21 protein-coding genes are annotated in these 19,153 nt (G+C 67.2%); 12 read left to right on the forward strand and 9 right to left on the reverse strand.

What is annotated here, in order from left to right; all coding sequences use genetic code 11:
- Window positions 1-14 precede the first annotated feature (14 nt).
- Complete coding sequence (locus M1L61_RS08405) at window positions 15-662, forward strand: response regulator (RefSeq protein ID WP_004153112.1); 648 nt, start codon at window positions 15-17, stop codon at window positions 660-662.
- A gap of 98 nt (window positions 663-760) precedes the next feature.
- Here M1L61_RS08405 and eda read toward each other — a convergent pair whose 3' ends face one another.
- The 5 genes from eda to zwf all read right to left on the reverse strand — a co-directional run bounded on the left by eda (window position 761) and on the right by zwf (window position 6,760).
- Window positions 761-1,420, reverse strand: coding sequence for a bifunctional 4-hydroxy-2-oxoglutarate aldolase/2-dehydro-3-deoxy-phosphogluconate aldolase (eda, locus tag M1L61_RS08410; protein WP_054171470.1), 660 nt, complete (start codon window positions 1,418-1,420; stop codon window positions 761-763).
- A 205-nt stretch (window positions 1,421-1,625) separates the two neighbouring features.
- Window positions 1,626-3,542 (reverse strand): phosphogluconate dehydratase, encoded by a 1,917-nt coding sequence (gene edd / locus M1L61_RS08415; protein ID WP_248854566.1) that lies wholly within the window; start codon window positions 3,540-3,542, stop codon window positions 1,626-1,628.
- Between the two features lie 58 nt (window positions 3,543-3,600).
- Window positions 3,601-4,323: a 6-phosphogluconolactonase gene (gene pgl / locus M1L61_RS08420; protein WP_248854567.1), complete on the reverse strand. Its 723-nt coding sequence runs from the start codon at window positions 4,321-4,323 to the stop codon at window positions 3,601-3,603.
- Entirely contained in the window at window positions 4,320-5,327 is a 1,008-nt protein-coding gene (gene glk / locus M1L61_RS08425) for a glucokinase (protein WP_010484331.1), read from the reverse strand. Before glk ends, pgl begins: the two co-directional genes overlap by 4 nt.
- Window positions 5,324-6,760: a glucose-6-phosphate dehydrogenase gene (gene zwf, locus M1L61_RS08430; RefSeq protein WP_010484333.1), complete on the reverse strand. Its 1,437-nt coding sequence runs from the start codon at window positions 6,758-6,760 to the stop codon at window positions 5,324-5,326. The genes glk and zwf overlap by 4 nt, the downstream gene beginning before the upstream one ends.
- 352 nt (window positions 6,761-7,112) lie before the next feature.
- On the opposite strand from zwf, the gene ugpC reads away from it, so the two are divergent.
- Window positions 7,113-8,195, forward strand: coding sequence for a sn-glycerol-3-phosphate ABC transporter ATP-binding protein UgpC (gene ugpC, locus M1L61_RS08435; RefSeq protein WP_248854568.1), 1,083 nt, complete (start codon window positions 7,113-7,115; stop codon window positions 8,193-8,195).
- Window positions 8,196-8,298: 103 nt separating this feature from the next.
- On the opposite strand, the gene M1L61_RS08440 is transcribed toward ugpC, so the two are convergent.
- Window positions 8,299-9,174 (reverse strand): folate-binding protein YgfZ, encoded by an 876-nt coding sequence (locus M1L61_RS08440; protein WP_019338329.1) that lies wholly within the window; start codon window positions 9,172-9,174, stop codon window positions 8,299-8,301.
- A 39-nt stretch (window positions 9,175-9,213) separates the two neighbouring features.
- Between M1L61_RS08440 and M1L61_RS08445 the strand changes: the two genes are divergently transcribed.
- The 10 genes from M1L61_RS08445 (at window position 9,214) to M1L61_RS08490 (ending at window position 16,263) form a co-directional block, all read left to right on the forward strand.
- The gene (locus M1L61_RS08445) at window positions 9,214-9,384 is read left to right on the forward strand and encodes a DUF1674 domain-containing protein (protein WP_005409075.1); all 171 of its coding nucleotides are present in this window, start codon (window positions 9,214-9,216) and stop codon (window positions 9,382-9,384) included.
- A gap of 56 nt (window positions 9,385-9,440) precedes the next feature.
- Window positions 9,441-9,833 (forward strand): succinate dehydrogenase, cytochrome b556 subunit, encoded by a 393-nt coding sequence (gene sdhC / locus M1L61_RS08450; protein WP_005409076.1) that lies wholly within the window; start codon window positions 9,441-9,443, stop codon window positions 9,831-9,833.
- Window positions 9,830-10,216: a succinate dehydrogenase, hydrophobic membrane anchor protein gene (gene sdhD / locus M1L61_RS08455; protein ID WP_005409077.1), complete on the forward strand. Its 387-nt coding sequence runs from the start codon at window positions 9,830-9,832 to the stop codon at window positions 10,214-10,216. The genes sdhC and sdhD overlap by 4 nt, the downstream gene beginning before the upstream one ends.
- A gap of 31 nt (window positions 10,217-10,247) precedes the next feature.
- The gene (sdhA, locus tag M1L61_RS08460) at window positions 10,248-12,038 is read left to right on the forward strand and encodes a succinate dehydrogenase flavoprotein subunit (RefSeq protein ID WP_010484342.1); all 1,791 of its coding nucleotides are present in this window, start codon (window positions 10,248-10,250) and stop codon (window positions 12,036-12,038) included.
- A 66-nt stretch (window positions 12,039-12,104) separates the two neighbouring features.
- A complete protein-coding gene (locus tag M1L61_RS08465) occupies window positions 12,105-12,890 on the forward strand; it encodes a succinate dehydrogenase iron-sulfur subunit (protein ID WP_005409079.1) in 786 nt (261 codons plus the stop codon).
- 73 nt (window positions 12,891-12,963) lie between these two features.
- The gene (locus M1L61_RS08470) at window positions 12,964-13,212 is read left to right on the forward strand and encodes a succinate dehydrogenase assembly factor 2 (RefSeq protein ID WP_005409080.1); all 249 of its coding nucleotides are present in this window, start codon (window positions 12,964-12,966) and stop codon (window positions 13,210-13,212) included.
- Window positions 13,163-13,612, forward strand: a complete 450-nt coding sequence (locus tag M1L61_RS08475) for a hypothetical protein (protein ID WP_049434178.1) — start codon at window positions 13,163-13,165, stop codon at window positions 13,610-13,612. The genes M1L61_RS08470 and M1L61_RS08475 overlap by 50 nt, the downstream gene beginning before the upstream one ends.
- A gap of 23 nt (window positions 13,613-13,635) precedes the next feature.
- Window positions 13,636-14,877: a lipoprotein-releasing ABC transporter permease subunit gene (locus M1L61_RS08480; RefSeq protein WP_019338333.1), complete on the forward strand. Its 1,242-nt coding sequence runs from the start codon at window positions 13,636-13,638 to the stop codon at window positions 14,875-14,877.
- Window positions 14,870-15,583, forward strand: a complete 714-nt coding sequence (gene lolD, locus M1L61_RS08485) for a lipoprotein-releasing ABC transporter ATP-binding protein LolD (RefSeq protein WP_005409083.1) — start codon at window positions 14,870-14,872, stop codon at window positions 15,581-15,583. Before M1L61_RS08480 ends, lolD begins: the two co-directional genes overlap by 8 nt.
- A gap of 221 nt (window positions 15,584-15,804) precedes the next feature.
- A complete protein-coding gene (locus M1L61_RS08490) occupies window positions 15,805-16,263 on the forward strand; it encodes a DUF6491 family protein (protein ID WP_049434174.1) in 459 nt (152 codons plus the stop codon).
- 74 nt (window positions 16,264-16,337) lie between these two features.
- Here M1L61_RS08490 and M1L61_RS08495 read toward each other — a convergent pair whose 3' ends face one another.
- The 3 genes from M1L61_RS08495 to ftsY form a co-directional block, all read right to left on the reverse strand.
- On the reverse strand, window positions 16,338-16,607 hold the full coding sequence (locus M1L61_RS08495; protein ID WP_014036808.1) for an oxidative damage protection protein: 270 nt from the start codon (window positions 16,605-16,607) through the stop codon (window positions 16,338-16,340).
- A 5-nt stretch (window positions 16,608-16,612) separates the two neighbouring features.
- Window positions 16,613-17,737 (reverse strand): A/G-specific adenine glycosylase, encoded by a 1,125-nt coding sequence (gene mutY / locus M1L61_RS08500; RefSeq protein ID WP_109814987.1) that lies wholly within the window; start codon window positions 17,735-17,737, stop codon window positions 16,613-16,615.
- A 91-nt stretch (window positions 17,738-17,828) separates the two neighbouring features.
- Window positions 17,829-19,151: a signal recognition particle-docking protein FtsY gene (gene ftsY / locus M1L61_RS08505; RefSeq protein WP_248854569.1), complete on the reverse strand. Its 1,323-nt coding sequence runs from the start codon at window positions 19,149-19,151 to the stop codon at window positions 17,829-17,831.
- Window positions 19,152-19,153 lie beyond the last annotated feature (2 nt).

A 19,153-nucleotide genomic window follows, 5' to 3' on the forward strand; every position in this document is an offset into this window, starting at 1 on the left:
GAAGAGGTACGTGAATGACGATTCGAGTCTACCTGGTGGATGACCACGCACTGGTCCGCACCGGTATGAAGATGATTCTGTCGGGGGAAACCGACATCGAGGTGGTGGGCGAAGCCGAGACCGGCGAGGACGCGCTGCGCGAGGTCCGCCAGCTGCTGCCGGACGTAGTGCTGTGCGACCTGCATCTGCCGGGTGTGAGCGGCATGGAAGTGACTGAGCGCATCGTGCGCAGCCACCGCAATACCCGCGTGGTGATCGTGTCGGTGCTGGAAGATGGCCCGCTGCCGAAGCGGCTGCTCGAGGCTGGTGCTGCCGGTTACATCGGCAAGGGCTGCGATGCGCAGGAGCTGCTGCGCGCGGTGCGCGACGTGGCCGGTGGCCGTCGCTACCTGGGTACCAGCATCGCGCAGAACCTGGCGCTATCGACGGTGGAAGGCAACGGTTCGCCGTTCGACAGCCTGTCGCCGCGCGAGCTGGAAGTGGCGTTGCTGCTGACCCAGGGCCTGCGCCAGGAAGACATCGCCCGCCGTCTGAGCCTGAGCGCGAAGACGGTGAACACGCATAAGGCGCGGTTGTTCGAGAAGATGGGGATCCACGACAACATCGCGTTGGCGCGGATGGCCAGCCAATACGGGCTGGTGGATCCGGCACGGCCGCTGTAAGGGATTCGGCCTTCGGTAGAGCCGAGCCCATGCTCGGCTGCGCTTCATTCCGCTGGAGTGGAGCCGAGCGTGGGCTCGGCTCTACAGCTGCGTTGGGCTCAGTGGCCGCGAACGCGCTGGATGATCTTCGCGGCGTCGGCGGCGCTGGCGCGCACCTTGTCCCATTCGCCGCCGGCGATCCAGTTGCCCGGCACCATCCACGAACCACCAATGCAGACCACGTTCTTCTGTTCGAGGTACTCGGCGGCGGTGTTTTCGGTGATGCCGCCGGTCGGGCACAGCTTCAGGTCGGCGACCGGGCCGGCCAGGCCCTTGATCATCGCCAGGCCACCCACGGCCGTGGCCGGGAACAGCTTGCACACGCGGAAGCCGCGCGCATAGAGCGACAGAAGCTCGGTCGGCGTGGCCGCACCCGGCACCACCGGTAGCGGCGCAGCGGCCAACGCATCGGCCAGCGTCGGCGGCGTACCAGGCGTCACCAGGAAGTCCGCGCCCGCATCGATCGACTGCTGCATCTGCTCCACGGTCAGCACCGTGCCCGCGCCCACCACCACATCCGGCAGCTCGCGCTTGAGCATCGCCAGCGCTTCCATCGCCACCGGTGTCCGCAGCGTCAGCTCGATGGCCGGCAAGCCACCTTCCAGCAGCGCCGCACTGACCGCCCGCGCCTGGTCCAGCGTATGAATCGTTACCACCGGCAGGATGCCCGCCGCATGCAACAGCTCCGCCGCCTTCACCTGATGTTGTTCGATACCCATGCTTTTGCCCTTGCCTTTGCTCTTCTTGATTCAGTGGCCGCAGCGCAGATGACGCGTCGGGAATTGTCCAAGGGCAGTAGAGCGCCCTGGCCGGGACCGTGAGCGGCATGGATGCCGCGATCGAGCCCCCATGGATGGGTTTACGGCGTGTCCCGGCCAGGGCGCTCTACTGCCCAAGCCGGGAAGCCTGCCGCGGCTTTTCGCTTCAGGCGTCCTTCGCCTCATGCGGCGCTGCCGCCGCCGCGGCATCGTGTCCCAACTCATACTCCGCGTCGTAATCCCACGGCCCGCCATCAGCCGCCGCCGGCCCGCACGAAATCGAAATCGCCCCCTGGTCGGCCGGACCCACCACGCGGCGGTTGATCGCGAACAGGTTGCGGCCCAGGTCATGCGCGGCCGGCGCGGTGTTCGGCGCCAGCGGACGTGCTGCCCATTCCGCCGCATCCACCAGCACTTCCAACGTGCCGGCCTCGCCATCCAGGCGGATCATGTCGCCCTCGCGGACCTTCGCCAGCGGACCGCCGCGGGCAGCCTCCGGCGTCACGTGGATCGCCGCCGGAATCTTGCCCGAGGCGCCGGACAGGCGGCCGTCGGTAACCAGCGCCACGCGCCGGCCCTGGTTCTGCAACAGGCCCAGCAGCGGCGCCAGCGAATGCAGTTCGGGCATGCCGTTCGCACGCGGGCCCTGGTAGCGCACCACCGCCACAAAATCCTGCGGCAGCAGGCCACCGGCGTGCAGCTTGTTCAACACCTGCGGTGCATCCACCACCACCGCCGGTGCTTCGATCGTGCGGTACTGCGGCTTCACCGCCGACAGCTTGATCAGCGACTTGCCCAGGTTGCCGCGCAGCAGGCGCAGGCCGCCCTGATGCTCGAACGGATTGTCGACACCACGCACCACTTCGTCATCGGCGCTGCGTTCCAGGCCCGGCAGATAGACCAGCTGGCCATCGCGCAGCTGCGGTTCGCGTGCGTAGTCGGCCATGCCGCCACGCGCGACGCTGACCAGGTCGCCATGCATCAGGCCCGCCTTGATCAGCTCGCCGAACACGAAGGCCGGGCCGCCTGCGGCCGCAAAACGGTTCACGTCGGCGTCGCCGTTCGGATAGACGCGGGCCAGCAGCGGGATCAGCTGCGACAGCTCGTCGAAGTCGTCCCAGGTCAGCACGATGCCGGCGGCGCGTGCCACGCCGATCCAATGGATGGTGTGATTGGTCGACCCACCGGTTGCCATCAGCGCGATGACCGCGTTGATGATCGCGCGCTCGTCGATGATCCGGCCCAGCGGACGGAAGTCATCGCCCAGCGCGGTGATGTCCAGCGCACGTTCGGTGGCTTCGCGGGTCAGTGCATCACGCAGCGGCGTGCCCGGGTTGACGAACGACGCACCCGGCAGCTGCACGCCCATCGCTTCCAGCAGCACCTGGTTGGAATTGGCGGTGCCGTAGAAGGTGCAGGTGCCAGCGCCGTGGTACGACGCGGACTCGGCTTCCAGAAGCTCTTCGCGGGTAGCTTCGCCGGCGGCGTAGCGTTCGCGCACTTCGGCCTTCTGCTTGTTCGGAATGCCCGGGGTCATCGGGCCGGCCGGCACGAACACCGCCGGCAGGTGGCCGAAGGCCAGTGCACCGATCAGCAGGCCCGGCACGATCTTGTCGCACACGCCGAGGTAGACGGTGGTGTCGAACATGTCGTGGCTGAGACCGATGGCGGTCGCCTGTGCGATCACATCGCGCGAGAACAGCGACAGTTCCATGCCGCCTCGGCCCTGGGTGACGCCGTCGCACATCGCCGGCACGCCGCCGGCCACCTGTGCGGTGGCGCCCAGCTCGCGGGCGATTTCGCGGATCTGCTCGGGATAGGTCTCGAACGGCTGGTGCGCCGACAGCATGTCGTTGTACGCGGTGATGATGCCCAGGTTCGGCGTCACGCCACCGCGCAGGCGGCTCTTGTCGGTGCCGCCGCAGGCGGCGAATCCGTGGGCGAGGTTGCCGCAGCTCAGGCGGCTGCGGAACGGGCCCTCACGCAGGGAGGCATCGATCGCGGCCAGATAGGCGGCACGCGAGGCGGCGCTGCGGCGGATGACACGCTCAGTGATGGCTTGCAGTTGCGGATGGAGGCTCATTGGCTACCGGCGTTCGTGGTGGCGAGAGGCAAGCGGCGGCGCGGCGCCGCCGCCGACATCAATCAGCCCAGTGCACGCGCAGGCGCGCGCCGTCCAGGTTGATTGCATTGAGGATCGGGTACTGCTGGGCGTCGTTGCTGTCCAGCGCCTGGCGCAGCACCTGCAGCTTCTGCTTGCCGCGCAGCAGCAGCAGGCGCTGGCGGCACTGGTCCAGCCCGTGCGGGGTCAGCGTGATGCGCAGCGGCCACTGGTTCGCGCCCGGGCAGCCGGTGGCGTCCAGTGCCGCGTAGGGCAGGGTGCTTTCCAGTGCGCGGGCCAGGTCCTTCGAGCCCGGGAACAGCGAGGCGGTGTGGCCGTCGTTGCCCATGCCCAGTGCCACCAGGCTCGGCGGCTGGCTGTGCTGGGCCTGCAGGTTGGCGGTGTAAACGCATTCCGGCAGCGGCTTTCCGATCCGTACCAGCGGATCGAAATGCGCACCTTCGGCGCGCTTGAGCAGGTGCTCGCGCACCAGCCAGGCGTTGCTGTCGCGATCCTGCGGCGACAGCCAGCGCTCGTCGGCCAGGCTCACTTCCACCCGGTCCCAGTGCACGTCCAACTCGGCCAGCGCCTGGTAGACCGGCGCCGGCGTAGTTCCGCCCGACAGCAGGATGCGGGCGCGGCCCACTTCGTTGATGTCGTGGTTGAGAGTCTGCGCCATCTCGGCGGCCACGGCTTCGATCCAGCCATCGGCATCGCCGTGCGGGATGAACTCGATGCGGTCGTCGTGGAAGCTGGGGCTCATGCGGCAACTCCTGGTGCGTCACGTTCGGCGTCGGCGGCATAGGCGGCAGCGCCCAGCAGTCCGGCGTGGGGATGCATCACGGCCAGCGAGGGAACCCGCGCCATGATCGAAGAGAAGCGGCCCTTGTGCTCGAAGCGCTGGCGGAACCCGGAGTGCTGCAGCGAATCGAGCATCTTCGGGGTCAGGCCGCCGGTCAGGAACACGCCGTCCCAGGCGCCCTGGGTCAGCACCAGGTCACCGGCGATGGCGCCGAACACCGCGCAGAACACATCCACGGTGCGCATCGCCTGCGGATCGCCGTGCAGGGCGCGCGCGGTCACGTCCACCGGCTGCAGCTGGCCGGGATCGATACCGGCCATCTCGCACACCGCGCGATGGATGTTGACCAGGCCGGGGCCGCAGATCAGTCGCTCGTTGGAGACGCGGCCGAACTGCTCGGACAGGATTTCCAGGATGCGGATCTCCTCCGGAGTTCCCGGCGGGAAGCTGACATGGCCGCCTTCGGTTTCCAGCGGATAGCAGCGTCCGTGGCGCAGGATCAGGCCACCGACACCCAGGCCGGTACCCGGGCCGATCACCGCGTAGTTGCGCGGCTGGCCCGGCTTGCCCGGCACCCAGGCGGCACCACCGACCTGGACCACGTCATCGGGCTGCAGCAGTGAAATCGCCATCGCCTGTGCGGCGAAATCGTTGATCAGGTGCAGTTCGTCGAACCCGAGCATCGCTGCGGTGCGGCTGCGCGAGATCACCCACGGATGGTTGGTGATGCGCGCTTCGTCACCATCAACGCGACCGGCCACTGCGAACACGCCGCGGCTGGCGGTGGCGCCGATCTGTTCCAGATGGTGGCGCGCGGCATCACCCAGCGATGGGAACTCCGCCACCGCGTACTCGCGGATGCTGTCCTTCTGCAGCGGTGCGTCCTGCGAGGTGTCGGCCAGGGCGAAGCGGGCGTTGGTGCCGCCAATGTCGGCGACCAGCACCGGCTGCGAGCTGGCACTCATGCCGAGGCTCCGCTGTCCGGCGCGTCCACGCCCTGCGGCAGGAACTCGCCCGCATTGCTCGGGCCCCATTGGCCGGCGGGGTAGGGCTCCAGCGGCAGCTTGGCGTCCTTCCAGGCATCGGCCACGCTGTCGATCCACGCCCAGGCGGCGCGCACTTCGTCATCGCGCACGAACAGCGTGTGGTTGCCGTTGAACGCATCCAGGAACAGGCGCTCGTACGCGATGCGGCGGTGCAGGCCGGTCGGCACCGACAGCTCCAGCTCCAGCGGGTGCAGTTCCAGCGCGCCCCATTCCGGGCCGGCCAGGCTGCTCATCAGGCCCAGTTCGATGTTTTCCTGCGGCTGCAGCTGGAACACCAGGCGGTTTGGTGCGGCCTGCGCGCGCTGCGGGCGCTCGAACAGCCAGTGGGTGACCGGCTTCAGCGTGACCACCACGCGGGTGGTGCGCTCGGGCAGGCGCTTGCCGGTGACCAGGTGGAACGGCACGCCGCTCCAGCGCCAGTTGTCGATGTGCGCGGTGACACCGGCGAAGGTCTCCACGTCGCTGCCTTCCGGCGGCTGGTAGGCCTGTGCCGGCTGGCCGTTGATGGTGCCGGCGGTGTAGCGGCCGCGGATGCTGTCACGCGCGGCGTGCTTGGCATCAAGCGGACGCAGGGCGCGCAGCACCTTGACCTTCTCGTCGCGGATGCGGTCGGCTTCCAGCGACGCCGGCGGTTCCATCGCCACCATGCACAGCAGCTGCAGGATGTGGCTCTGCACCATGTCGCGCAGCGCGCCGGAGCGGGCGTAGTAGGCGTCGCGGCCATCCACGCCTTCGCTCTCGGCCACCAGGATGTGCACCGATTCGATGTAGTTGCGGTTCCACACTGCCTCCAGCAGCGTATTGCCGAAGCGCAGCGCGATCAGGTTCTGCACTGCCGCCTTGCCCAGGTAGTGGTCGAGGCGGAACACGCGGTCCTCGTCGATCCACTGGCCGATGGTAGAGATGATCTCCTCGGCGCTCTCGCTGTCGCTGCCGATCGGCTTCTCCAGCATCAGGCGTGCCGGTGCGGCAAGTGCGCCGCCCTTGGCAAGGCCTTCGCAGGTGGAGATGTACAGACCCGGCGGGATGGCCAGGTAGCTGACGCACTTGCGGTGCACCAGGTCGGAGACCGCGGCGGCAACCGAGTCGACGTCGCGCAGGTCCACCGAACGGTAGTCGATGCGGCGCAGCAGGGCACTGATGTCGTCCTGCGTGGCCATCGGCATGGCCTGCTGCAGGCGCGGGCGCAGGATGTCATGGAAGGCTTCGGTGTCATGCCCGGACAGGGCCAGTGCGCGGATGCGGAAGTCCTCCGGCAGCAGGCCGTCGCCAAGCAGGCGAAGCAGCGAAGGGAACAGGTAGCGCTGGGCCAGATCACCTGTGGCACCGAACAGGAAGAGGGTGTCGTGCATCGCTCGAGTTTCAGATCCGGGTGACATCGTTGTCAATCGCTTCATGGCTGGGTTCGGGGGACATCCGCGCAACTGCCTGTCCGAGGTTCGTCAGGGGCGATCTCCGGGGTAGCGGGAGACCGTTCCATTCGAAACCACTGCCCCGGCGGAAGCTTCGTTCCACCGCCGACGCAGATCGGTGCGCACCGATCATCGGATAGTGCCACGTGAAAACGTTTACATGGCAGAATGGGCAACTGTATTCGATTGCAGTGCTCGCCGTCATGCCGCAAGCGCGCAATCATCACTGCCATCGGGAGGGCCGAGGCAGTCCCAAAAGACAGCCCGGCTTCGGGCGGACCGGATAGGTGATATGGCAAAAGTGCAGTTGCAGGGTGTGCGCAAGGTCTATGACAACGGCCAGGTCGCGGTGAAGGACGCCAGCTTCGAGGTCGCCGATGGCGAGCTGATGGTGCTGGTCGGTCCGTCCGGCTGTGGCAAGTCGACCCTGCTGCGGATGGTGGCTGGCCTTGAAGAAATCAGCGGCGGCACGCTGACCATCGGTGATCGCGTGGTCAACGACGTGGCGCCGAAGGATCGCGACATCGCGATGGTGTTCCAGAGCTACGCGCTGTATCCGCACATGACCGTGGCCGAGAACCTGGCCTTCGGCCTGAAGCTGCGCGGGCATGACAAGGCGACCATCGACAAGCGCATCGCCGAAGCGGCGCAGACGCTGGGCCTGACCGAGATGATGGACAAGCTCCCCAAGGCGATGTCCGGCGGCCAGCGCCAGCGTGTTGCGCTGGGCCGGGCGCTGGTGCGCGAGCCGGCGGTGTTCCTGCTCGACGAACCGCTGTCCAATCTGGATGCCAAGCTGCGCCACAGCGTGCGCACCGAAATCGCGCAGCTGCATCGCAAGCTGGGCACCACCATGATCTACGTGACGCACGACCAGGTTGAAGCGATGACCCTGGGCCAGCGCATCGTGGTGCTGAAGGACGGCATCATCCAGCAGATCGATACGCCGATGGCGCTGTACGACCGCCCGGCCAACTTGTTCGTGGCGGGTTTCCTCGGCAGCCCGGCGATGAACGTGCTGCGTGGCACGCTGCAGGGCGATGCCGGTGGCGTGACCGTGGTCGACGGCGACTGGCGTGCACCGCTGGGCCAGGCCACGATCGATCCGGCGTGGCTGCAGAAGCCGATCGCGGTGGGCGTGCGCCCTGAGCATCTGCAGCCGGCGGGCGCTGATGATGCGCATGCGTTCAGCGCGCGCATCGAAGGCATCGAGCCGGTCGGCAATGAAATCTTCGTCAACCTCAGCAGTGGCCAGCATGCGCTGACCATGCGCGTGGCGCCGCAGGCGCTGCCGGCGGTGGGCGAGCAGATCCGCGTGGCGATCCACCCGCAGGGGTTGCATTTCTTCAACCCGGAAACCGGCGAGCGGCTCTGACTCTGTAGAGCCGAACCCACGCTCGGCTGCTTCGTTGCGGTGCGGACCAACGGTCCGCACCCACCATGGCGGCGGTAGCGCCGGGCCGTGCCCGGCGTGAACCTCAGCGCGCCAATCCATCCAGTAGCGGCACACGCTGCGCCACCGCACCACCCACCTGCAGCTCGGCGTCGCTGGCCTCCAGCGGCAGCACCGCCAGCGCCAGTTCACCGGCCACGCTGGCAATCGTGCCCAGCGCTGCGCCGTCCTGTTGCACGCCATCGCCGGCCTGCGCCGGTGCTGCGGCATGCAGCAGCTGCACCGCGCGCTTGGCCTTGCCGAGGAAGTGGGTGCGCGCGACGATTTCCTGGCCGGGATAGCAGCCCTTCTTCACGCTGTAGCCGTTCAGGCGGTCCAGGCCCAGCTGCTGGGGGGTCCACACTTCGCGCTGGCTTTCTTCCAGTCGCGGCAACCCGTAGCGCAGGTCGGCCTGGCGCCAGGCCAGGGCGAAAGCGGCCTCATCGGTTTCGCTGCCGGCGGCAAATGCATCAGCTGCGCCAATGCGCAGGGTGCGCGGCAGCGCATCGCTGCCCAGGTCAAGTTCCCAGCCGTCCGCTGCGGCGTGCGCAATCGCGGCGTTGCTGGCGGCTTCGGGCGCGGTGAAGGCGCCGGCCACCGCCAGATCGCTGCGCACCTGCACCTTCACCTTGCGACGGAACACGAAGCGCTGCAGTTGCGACGCAATCGCATCGGCATCGCCGTCGGCCAGCACCAGCATCACGTGGTCGTCGGCCAGCCGAAGCAGCTGGAACACCGCCAGGGTGCGGCCTTTTGCGCTCAGCCAGGCGCTCCACTGCCAGTGCAGCAGGGGCAGGGCAGTGACGTCGCCGCTGAACTGGGCGTGGGCGAAAACGGCCGCATCCGTGCCCTGCAGGCTCAGCAACTGGTGGCCGGGCAGGCGCGGATATCCGACGAAAGCAGGGGGCAGGTTGTCAGGCACGTGAACGAGGTCTAAAATTTGTGCGTTGCGAGACCGAACATGATAGGCCAAACAACCCCCACTCCCGACGACGAATCTGAAGCCCCGCTGGTCCCCGCGGCACCCGTGCCCGTGGAACAGGAAAAAGCAGAGGAATTCGGCGGCCGCGGCGGACTTGATCCGGTGCGGTATGGCGATTGGGAGAAAAACGGACGCTGCATCGATTTCTGATCAGCATTGAGCCAACGCGGCCGTGTGCCGCCCAGCCGAGACAACGAGCCCAGCGAATGGCGACCAGACAACGCCCACTTTCCCCGCACCTTCAGGTGTATCGCTGGCAGATTCAGATGGCCACCTCGATCCTGCATCGAGCCACTGGCGTCTTTCTGTCTGTTGGTGCCCTCATCATCGCCGCCGGCCTGCTGGCCCTGATGATGGGGCCCGAGTCCTGGAACTGCTTCACCGGCCATGCCGGGGCCTGGTATGGCCGCGTGTTCCTGTTCGCGTGGACATGGTCGTTCGCCTATCACCTGTGCAATGGCATCCGCCACGTGGTGCAGGACTTCGCTATCGGCTTCAGCATCCCCGCCTTCATCCGCAGCAGCTGGCTGTCGGTCACCGGCAGCCTGGTGATCACCCTGCTGGTGTGGGCCTATGTGATGTTCGGAGGTGCCGCGTGAGCAAGTTCCGTACCCCGCTGAAGAACGTGCGCGGCCTTGGCTCGGCCAAGACCGGCACCGAGCACTTCGTGCACCAGCGCCTGACCGCCGCCGCGCTCGTGGTGCTGGGCATCTGGTTCCTGGTCTTCGTGCTGGGCCTGCTGGGCTCGGACTACGCGACCGCCGCCGCCGCCGTGGCCAAGCCGTGGAACGCAGTGCCGCTGATCGGCCTGCTGATCGCCATGTTCTGGCACGCGCAGCTCGGCATGCAGGTCGTGCTGGAAGACTACATCCACGAATCGCTGCTGGCCCTGGTGCTGCAGACCGCGGTGAAGTTCGTCGCCGTGCTCGGCATGATCGTCAGTGTGTTTGCGGTGGGCCGCATCGCCCTCGGCGTTGCCTGAGCCCAGGCACCAACACAGGAATCCAGATTAGATGTCCGCTTACAAGATCACCGAACACAAGTACGACATGGTCGTGGTCGGCGCCGGCGGCGCCGGCCTGCGCGCCACGTTCGGCCTGGCCGCCAAGGGCCTGCAGACCGTGTGCCTGACCAAGGTCTTCCCGACCCGTTCGCACACCGTTGCCGCCCAGGGTGGTATCTCGGCCGCACTCGCCAACATGGGCGAGGACGACTGGCGTTACCACTTCTTCGATACCATCAAGGGTTCGGACTGGCTGGGCGACCAGGACGCCATCGAATACATGTGCCGTGAGGCCATCCCGGCCATCATCGAGCTCGAACACTACGGCGTGCCGTTCTCGCGCACCGCCGAAGGCAAGATCTACCAGCGTCCGTTCGGTGGCATGACCACCAAGTACGGTGAAGGCCCGGCGGCGCAGCGTACCTGCGCGGCGGCCGACCGTACCGGTCATGCGATGCTGCACACCCTGTACCAGCAGTCGCTGAAGCACGACGCGCGCTTCATGATCGAGTACTTCGCGCTCGACCTGATCTTCGACGAGGAAGGCGCCTGCCGCGGCGTGCTGGCCCTGGACATGTCCGATGGCACGCTGCATCTGTTCCGCGCCCAGGGCGTGGTGCTGGCCACCGGCGGCTACGGCCGTGCCTACTTCAGCGCCACGTCGGCGCATACCTGCACCGGCGACGGTGGCGGCCTGGCCATGCGTGCCGGCATCGCCATGCAGGACATGGAGTTCGTGCAGTTCCACCCGACCGGCATCTACGGCGCCGGCTGCCTGATCACCGAGGGTGTCCGCGGTGAAGGTGGCATCCTGCGCAACAGCAGTGGCGAGCGCTTCATGGAGCGCTATGCACCGCACTACAAGGATCTGGCCTCGCGCGACGTGGTCAGCCGTTCGATGACGATCGAGATCCGCGAAGGCCGCGGCGTCGGCGAGCACAAGGATCACATCCTGCTCGACCTGACCCACCTCGGCCCGGGCGTGATCGACGACAAGCTGCCGGGCATCGCCGAAAGCGCCCGCATCTTCGCCGGCGTCGACGTGCACAAGCAGCCGATCCCGGTCATCCCGACCGTGCACTACAACATGGGCGGCATCCCGACCAACTACCACGGCGAAGTGGTGCAGAAGGTCGGCGACAACGACAATGCCGTAGTGCCGGGCCTGTACGCGATCGGTGAAGCGGCCTGCGTCTCCGTGCACGGCGCCAACCGACTGGGCTCGAACTCGCTGCTGGACCTGGTGGTGTTCGGCCGTGCGGTGGCCAACCGCTGCGCCGAGACCATCAAGCCGGGCGCGTCGCACAAGCCGCTGGCGTCTGATGCCTGCGACAAGGCGCTGGGCCTGCTGGACAAGCTGCGCCACGCCAACGGCGATACCCCGACCTCGGTCATCCGCGATCGCATGCAGCGCACCATGCAGGCCGACGCCGCCGTCTTCCGCACCAGCCAGACGCTGAAGGAAGGCTGCGAGAAGATGGACAAGATCTTCGATTCGTTCCAGGACGTGAAGGTCTCCGACCGTTCGCTGGTGTGGAACTCGGACCTGATCGAGACCTACGAGCTGAACAACCTGCTGCTCAACGCGGTGGCGACGATCAACTCGGCCGAACAGCGCAAGGAAAGCCGCGGCGCGCATGCGCACGAGGACTTCCCGGACCGCGACGACGTCAACTGGCAGAAGCACACCCTGGTCAGCGTCGACGAGAAGGGCAAGTGCAGCTTCGACTACCGTCCGGTGCACATGTACACGTTGACCGACGACGTGTCCGTGGTGCCGCCGAAGCCGCGCGTGTACTGATCCGACCCCGCCTACCATGCAATCCGCGCCCAAGGGCGCGGGCCGCCTGAGCCAACGAGAGCAGCCATGGCCGAGTTTTCACTCCCCAAGAATTCCAAGATCACGAAGGGCAAGCACTTCCCCGTCAAGAACGGCGGCAAGAACGTGCGCACCTTCAAGATCTACCGCTGGAGTCCGGACGACGACAGCAACCCGCGCACCGATACCTATGAAGTCGATCTGGACGCCTGTGGCCCGATGGTCCTGGACGCCCTGATCAAGATCAAGAACGAGATCGACCCGACCCTGACCTTCCGCCGCTCCTGCCGCGAAGGTATCTGTGGTTCGTGCGCGATGAACATCGACGGCACCAATACCCTGGCCTGCACCCGAGCCATCTCGGACTGCGGCAAGAAGGAAGTGCCGATCTACCCGCTGCCGCACATGAACGTGGTCAAGGATCTGGTTCCGGACCTGACCCACTTCTACGCGCAGTACGCCTCGATCAAGCCGTGGATCCGCACCCAGACCCCGGCACCGCCGGACCGCGAGCGCCTGCAGTCGCCGGAAGACCGCAAGAAGCTGGACGGCCTGTACGAGTGCATCCTGTGCGCCTGCTGCTCGACCAGCTGCCCGAGCTACTGGTGGAACGGCGAGCGTTACCTGGGCCCGGCGATCCTGCTGCAGGCCTACCGCTGGATCATCGATTCGCGCGATGAGGACACCGGTGCGCGCCTGGACGACCTGGAAGATCCGTTCAAGCTGTACCGCTGCCACACCATCATGAACTGCGCCCGGACCTGCCCGAAGGGCCTGAACCCGGCGTTGGCGATCGCCGAGATCAAGAAGCTGATGATGGAACGCCGCGCCTGATACGGCGCAGGGTAGTTGCATGACCCCAGTAGAGCCACGCCATGCGTGGCTTTGCTGTGTCTGGAGAAGCACGATGGAAGAAGACGTTCTGCTGAAGAAGCTGCGCTGGCGCTGCCGCCGCGGCATGCGCGAGCTGGACCAGCTGTTCGGCCGTTACCTCGACCACGAATGGAGCACTGCGCCGACCGAAGAGCGCGAGGTTTTCCTGTTCCTGCTCGACTGCGAGGACGATAAGTTGTGGCGCTGGTTCATGGGTTATGAGGCCTGCCCGCATGCGCACGCGATCCCCCTCATGCAGAAGATCCTCGCCCTCAAGCCTTGAGTGGCGCCCCTCGCGGCTGCAGGCCGCCGCCCAGCTGGCGGTGCTGCTGGCCGCACCCTGGCTGCTGCGCGCATCGGATCTGCCGCCGCGGCTGTTGATTCCCGCGGTGTTGCTGGCCTGGGGCATCGGGTTGGCCGAACTGGCCTGGCGCCAGCGCAGGCCACGCGTGCAGGTGCTTCTGCCGGTACCGTCCGAGCCGCTGCAGGTGGCCGGGCAGGACGTCGATGCACCACAACTGGTCGTGCGCGGCCCCTGGCTGCTGTTGCTCTGGCGTGAGGATCGGCGCCGCCGGCGCCTGCTGTTCTGGCCGGATGTGCTCGATTCCGGGCAGCGACGTGAACTGCGACTGGCCGTCGCCGCACGCAGCGTTTCCCGTCGGCCCCGGTCGATGGCACCATAAGCTGAATTGACTGGCGTGCCTGCATGTTCAAACCCATTCCCGTGGCGATCGGCCTGCGCTACCTGCGCGCCAAGCGCCGCAACGGCTTCATCTCCTTCATCTCGATGGCATCGATCCTGGGCATCGCGCTCGGCGTGACGGTGCTGATCACCACCTTGGCCGTCATGAGCGGTTTCCAGAAGGAAATCCGCAGCCGCCTGCTGCAGATGACCGCGCACACCACCATCAGCCGTGACGGCGAGCCGATGCCGGACTGGATGCGGGTGGTCGACGTGGCCAACAAGGATCCGCGCGTGGCCGGTGCCGCGCCGTACATCGAGATCCAGTCGATGATCAGCGGTCCGCGCGTGCAGGGTGCGATCATCCAGGGCATCGATCCGGCGCTGGAGCCGAAGGTGTCGGTGATCGACAAGAAGATCACCAAGGGCAGCTATGACAGCCTCACGCCGGGCAGCTTCAACGTGCTGCTGGGCAAGGAGCTGGCGCTCTGGCTGGGCGTGGACGTCGGCGACCAGGTGCTGGTGACCTTTGCAGAAGTGCAGGGCACGCCTGCCGGCGCGGTGCCACGGATGAAGCGCTTCACCGTCAGCGGCATCTTCGAGGCCGGTTACAACGAAGTCGACCGTGGCGTGGGCTTCGCCAACATGCAGGACCTGGAGCGCGTACTGCGCAGCGACGGTGCCACCGGCGTGCGCCTGAAACTGCACGACATGGACCGCTCGCTGGAAGTGGGCGTGGACCTGGCGCAGAACCTCGGCGGTGCCTACCGCGTGAGTGACTGGACCCAGCAGAACGCCAACCTCTACCACTCGCTGCGCATGGAGAAGGTGGTGATGGGCATCCTGCTGTCGCTGATCATCGCCATGGGCGCCTTCAACCTGGTGTCCTCGCAGGTGATGCTGGTGACCGACAAGCAGGCCGACATCGCCATCCTGCGCACCCTCGGCCTGACCCCGGGCGGCGTGATGCAGGTGTTCATGGTGCAGGGCTCGCTGATCGGCATCTTCGGCACGCTGGCCGGCCTGATCGGTGGCATCACCCTGACCCTCAACCTGGAGCGCATCCTCGGCGCCATCGAGAGCGTGTTCAACGTCAAGCTGATGCCGGAGGATGTCTACTACATCACCGGCCTGCCGACCGACATGCAGACCGGCGACGTGGTGGCGATCACCGTGGTCGCACTGCTGATGAGCTTCCTGGCCACCCTGTACCCCGCCTGGCGGGCAGCACGCACCCAGCCGGCGGAGGCCCTGCGTTATGAATAAGGTCTTCAACCGCGGCGATGAAGTGATCCGCGCCGAAGCACTGGGCAAGACCTACGCCGAAGGGCGCATGCAGACCCCGGTGTTCGATGGCCTGGACCTGACCGTGACCGCCGGCGAAACCGTGGCGATCATCGGTGCCTCCGGCGCCGGCAAGAGTACGCTGCTGCACCTGCTGGGTGGCCTCGACATTCCGACCGCGGGCGAGGTCTATGTGACCGGCCAGCGCATGTCGGCGCTGTCGGACACCGCGCGCGGCCTGCTGCGCAACCAGGCGCTGGGCTTCGTCTACCAGTTCCATCACCTGCTGCCGGAGTTCACCGCGCTGGAAAACGTGATGATGCCGGTGCTGCTGGCTGGCACCGCGGTGGCCGAAGCGAGCAGCCGCGCCACCACGCTGCTGGAAGCGGTTGGCCTCGGCCATCGCCTGGACCACAAGCCGGGCGAGCTGTCCGGCGGCGAGCGCCAGCGTGCTGCGGTGGCGCGAGCACTGGTCAATCATCCGGCCTGCGTGCTCGGTGACGAGCCGACCGGCAACCTGGATGACCGCACGGCTGCAACGGTGTTCGAACTGATGCTGGAGCTGAATCGTGCACGTCACACCAGCCTGGTGCTGGTAACCCATGACCGCAGCCTGGCGCGTCGCCTGGACCGGGTGCTGGAACTGCGCGAAGGGCGCCTGCACGCACTGGCCCACGCCGACGTCTGAGCGGTCGGACGGACTCTGGTAGAAGCCGACCTTGGTCGGCTGCTCCTGCAGGGCAAGCGCCAACCAAGGTTGGCGACTACCGGAATCCGACGTTCTGGACCCGCTTTGGCAGAGGTCGACCTTGGTCGACCGCCGACCGGCGCCTGAATGGGGCCGTCGGCCGTCGCGCCGGCATTGCCAGGCCAGGCGCATGATGGCGACAGTTCCCCGAGGAGATCGCCATGAAGACCCCGCTTCTGCTGGCCGGCCTCTGCCTGGCCCTGGCCGCCTGTGCCACCACCGGCCGGCTCAGCAGCGCCGAGAAGCTTGACCTTTACCGTGCCCACGCCGGTGCGCCGCAGAACGACATGCAGTTCTTCGGCACCCTCAATGGCTGGACCGAGCTGGGTGACAGCGCGCTGGCGGTGTGGACGCGTCCCAGCGAGGCCTACCTGCTGGAGCTGAGAGGCCCCTGCCAGGACCTGCCGTATGCCACCGCCATCGGCCTGACCAGCCAGATGAACCGTGTCTCGGCGCGCTTTGACAAGGTGCTGGTGCGCGACCCCACCGGCGGCCCGCGCATGCCGTGCTTCATCAACAGCATCCGCAAGCTGGACGTGAAGGCACTGCGTGCCTCCGAGCAGGAGCTGCGCCAGGCGCAGGTGCAGGAGCGCGAGGCGGAGACCTCCCCGGCCAAATGATCAAAAAAGGGGACGGAGGGGATTAAGTCGTTTGTGCCACAAACGACTTAATCCCCTCCGTCCCCTTTTTGTTGTCAGGCTTCCGGAGTGAAGCCGGCCGGCTTTTCCGCGTCCTTCTCGAACAGGAACTTGACCAGTTCGCCTTCAAGGAACGCGCGATGCTCCGGCGTGCGCGGTGACAGCCGGTTCTCGTTGATCAGCATGGTCTGGTGCGCCAGCCACGCGGCCCAGGCCTGCTTGCCGATGTTGTTGAAGATGCGCTGGCCCAGCTCACCGGGGTAGGGCACGAAGTCCAGGCCCTCGGCATCGCGTTGTTCGTACTGGCAGAAGACGGTTCGGGGCATGGCACTCACTCGTGGTTGCGGGATTTCTTGGAGGTTCGTTTCGGCGTCTTGATCGTGGCGCCGTCGAGCAGCTTGCGGATCGGCGCCGGAAGGCCCAGCGCGGGCAGTTCGTCGGCAGCCACCCAGCGCAACGTGGGTTCTTCCACGCGCAGGCCGTGTACCTGCCGCGACAGTACCTGCAGATGCAGCTTGTAGTGGCTGAAGGTGTGCTGCAGCACCGGCAGTTCGTCGGCATCTTCCAGCGAGCCGTCCACATGTGTGTCGAACCAGTCCTGCAGGTCGCTGCCCGTCTCGGCCTGCGGCAGCGTCCACAGCTGCGCCCAGATGCCAGTATCCGGCCGCTTCTGCAGCAGCACGCGCTGCTGGGCGTCGCGCAACAGCAGGGCGACCGCTTCGCGTTCGGGCAGGGTCTTGCTGGGCTTGGGCGTCGGTAACTCAGCGGTGCGGCCTTCGCGGCGTGCCACGCAGTTGTCCTGCAGCGGGCAGATCACGCATGTCGGCTTGGCCCGACTGCAGACGGTGGCGCCCAGATCCATCTGCGCCTGGGTGTAATCGGCCATGCGCCCGGCCGGGACCTGCGCAACGTGCGCCTCGGCGATGGCCCACAACTGCTTCTCGATGGCCGGCAGGGCGGGAAACCCGTCGATGCCGTGGTAACGGCTCAGCACGCGCTTGACGTTGCCATCCAGGATCGCGAACGGGTCGTTCCAGGCTTGGCTGAGGATCGCGCCGGCAGTGCTGCGGCCGATGCCGGGTAGGGCGTGCAGTGCATCGAAATCTCGCGGCAGGTCGCCGTCATGCAGTTCCACGCAGCGCTTTGCGGCGGCATGCAGGTTGCGTGCGCGGGCGTAGTAGCCGAGCCCGGCCCACTGCGCCATCACCGCGTCGTTGCTGGCGGCGGCAAGGTCGGGCAGGGTCGGGAAGTGCTGCAGGAACCGCTGGAAGTACGGGATGACGGTGGCCACCTGGGTCTGCTGCAGCATGATTTCCGACAACCACACCCGGTAGGGGCTGCGCGGGTGTTGCCAGGGCAGGTCGTGGCGGCCGTGGTCGTCGAACCAGTGCAGCAGGCGGGCGACGAAGTCGTCGTGCTGGGCAGTGTCGGCGCTGGCGTGCGGCTGGCGGGGCATCGGTGTTCCAGAGAGGCAGCCACCCGTGGGTTCACCCTTGTAGAGCCACCCCATGGGTGGCTGCACCAGAGTGCGGTGGCTGCACGGTATATCAGGCACCCAGCGCTTCAGGCAGCAGGGCGTCGACGAAGGCTTCCGGATCGAACACGCGCAGGTCTTCCGGGCGCTCGCCGATGCCGGCAAAGCGGATCGGAATGCCGAACTCGCGGGCCAGCGCGAACACCACGCCGCCCTTGGCGGTGCCGTCCAGCTTGGTCACCACCAGGCCGGTCACGTTCACTGCGGCATTGAACTGGCGCAGCTGCGACAGCGCGTTCTGGCCGGTGGTGCCGTCGATCACCATCAGCACTTCGTGCGGTGCGGTGGGGTCGATCTTGCCGAGCACGCGGCGGATCTTGCCCAGCTCGTTCATCAGGCCGGACTGGGTATGCAGGCGGCCGGCGGTATCAGCGATCAGCACCGAGGTGCCGCGGGCCTTGCCGGCCTGCAGTGCGTCGAACGCCACCGAAGCGGCATCGGCGTTCTGCCCCTGGGCGACCACGGCCACGCCATTGCGCTCGCCCCAGGCCTGCAACTGGGCCACGGCGGCGGCGCGGAAGGTGTCACCGGCGGCCAGCATCAGGCTGTGGCCTTCGTCCTTGAAGCGCTTGGCCAGCTTGCCGATGGTGGTGGTCTTGCCGACGCCGTTGACGCCGACGGTCAGCACCACGAAGGGCTTGGCAGTGCGGTCGATCACCAGCGGCTTGGCCACCGGCTGCAGGATTGCGATCAGCTCGGCGCGCAGCGCGGCCAGCAGTGCATTGGCGTCGGCGAACTCGCGCGACTTCATGCGCTTGCGCAGGCCCTCGACCAGATCGGTGGTGGCACCTACGCCGACATCGGCGGTGATCAATGCAGTTTCCAGCTCGTCGAGCAGGTCGTCGTCGAGCTTGGGATTGCGCGAGAACAGGCCACCGAAGCTGCGCGCGATGACGCTGTTGCGCAGGCGCTCGCGCCAGCCGGGTTTGCCGGCCGGGGCCGGAACGGCGTCGACCGACGCGGCGGCAGGCAGATCGTCGGTGACCGGTGCCGGTGCCGGGGTGGGCCCAGGCAGCGGCGCGGGTGCCGGTTCGATGGCCGGGGGCGCGATGGGGGCGACGTCGATCTGCGCCGTCGGCGCTGGAGCTGCCGGAACCGGTGCGGCTGGAGCCGGAATCACCAGGGTGGGTTCGACAGCGACTGGAACGACGGCTGCGGGGGGCGACTCGACCGGTGCAGGCTCGGCCGCTACGGCTGCCGGTGCCGGCTCTTTGTCCTCGACCGGCGCGGCCGACGGAAACGCCGCCGCCAGCTCTTCAGCCGAGTAGTGCTGGGTCTTGGGTGCCTCCGCTGCGGGGGCATCCTGGGGCTTCTTGCGGCGGAAAAAACTGAGCATTG

The sequence above is a fragment of the Stenotrophomonas sp. NY11291 genome, assembly GCF_023277365.1.
Classification (GTDB): domain Bacteria; phylum Pseudomonadota; class Gammaproteobacteria; order Xanthomonadales; family Xanthomonadaceae; genus Stenotrophomonas; species Stenotrophomonas geniculata.

Bases quoted from the DNA above. Each gene is read 5' to 3' on its own strand.
- M1L61_RS08405 (WP_004153112.1), top strand. From the start codon at position 15: ATGACGATTCGAGTCTACCTGGTGGATGACCACGCACTGGTCCGCACC.
- eda (WP_054171470.1), bottom strand. From the start codon at position 1,420: ATGGGTATCGAACAACATCAGGTGAAGGCGGCGGAGCTGTTGCATGCG.
- edd (WP_248854566.1), bottom strand. From the start codon at position 3,542: ATGAGCCTCCATCCGCAACTGCAAGCCATCACTGAGCGTGTCATCCGC.
- pgl (WP_248854567.1), bottom strand. From the start codon at position 4,323: ATGAGCCCCAGCTTCCACGACGACCGCATCGAGTTCATCCCGCACGGC.
- glk (WP_010484331.1), bottom strand. From the start codon at position 5,327: ATGAGTGCCAGCTCGCAGCCGGTGCTGGTCGCCGACATTGGCGGCACC.
- zwf (WP_010484333.1), bottom strand. From the start codon at position 6,760: ATGCACGACACCCTCTTCCTGTTCGGTGCCACAGGTGATCTGGCCCAG.
- ugpC (WP_248854568.1), top strand. From the start codon at position 7,113: ATGGCAAAAGTGCAGTTGCAGGGTGTGCGCAAGGTCTATGACAACGGC.
- M1L61_RS08445 (WP_005409075.1), top strand. From the start codon at position 9,214: ATGATAGGCCAAACAACCCCCACTCCCGACGACGAATCTGAAGCCCCG.
- sdhC (WP_005409076.1), top strand. From the start codon at position 9,441: ATGGCGACCAGACAACGCCCACTTTCCCCGCACCTTCAGGTGTATCGC.
- sdhA (WP_010484342.1), top strand. From the start codon at position 10,248: ATGTCCGCTTACAAGATCACCGAACACAAGTACGACATGGTCGTGGTC.
- M1L61_RS08465 (WP_005409079.1), top strand. From the start codon at position 12,105: ATGGCCGAGTTTTCACTCCCCAAGAATTCCAAGATCACGAAGGGCAAG.
- M1L61_RS08470 (WP_005409080.1), top strand. From the start codon at position 12,964: ATGGAAGAAGACGTTCTGCTGAAGAAGCTGCGCTGGCGCTGCCGCCGC.
- M1L61_RS08475 (WP_049434178.1), top strand. From the start codon at position 13,163: ATGCGCACGCGATCCCCCTCATGCAGAAGATCCTCGCCCTCAAGCCTT.
- M1L61_RS08480 (WP_019338333.1), top strand. From the start codon at position 13,636: ATGTTCAAACCCATTCCCGTGGCGATCGGCCTGCGCTACCTGCGCGCC.
- lolD (WP_005409083.1), top strand. From the start codon at position 14,870: ATGAATAAGGTCTTCAACCGCGGCGATGAAGTGATCCGCGCCGAAGCA.
- M1L61_RS08490 (WP_049434174.1), top strand. From the start codon at position 15,805: ATGAAGACCCCGCTTCTGCTGGCCGGCCTCTGCCTGGCCCTGGCCGCC.
- M1L61_RS08495 (WP_014036808.1), bottom strand. From the start codon at position 16,607: ATGCCCCGAACCGTCTTCTGCCAGTACGAACAACGCGATGCCGAGGGC.
- mutY (WP_109814987.1), bottom strand. From the start codon at position 17,737: ATGCCCCGCCAGCCGCACGCCAGCGCCGACACTGCCCAGCACGACGAC.
- ftsY (WP_248854569.1), bottom strand. From the start codon at position 19,151: ATGCTCAGTTTTTTCCGCCGCAAGAAGCCCCAGGATGCCCCCGCAGCG.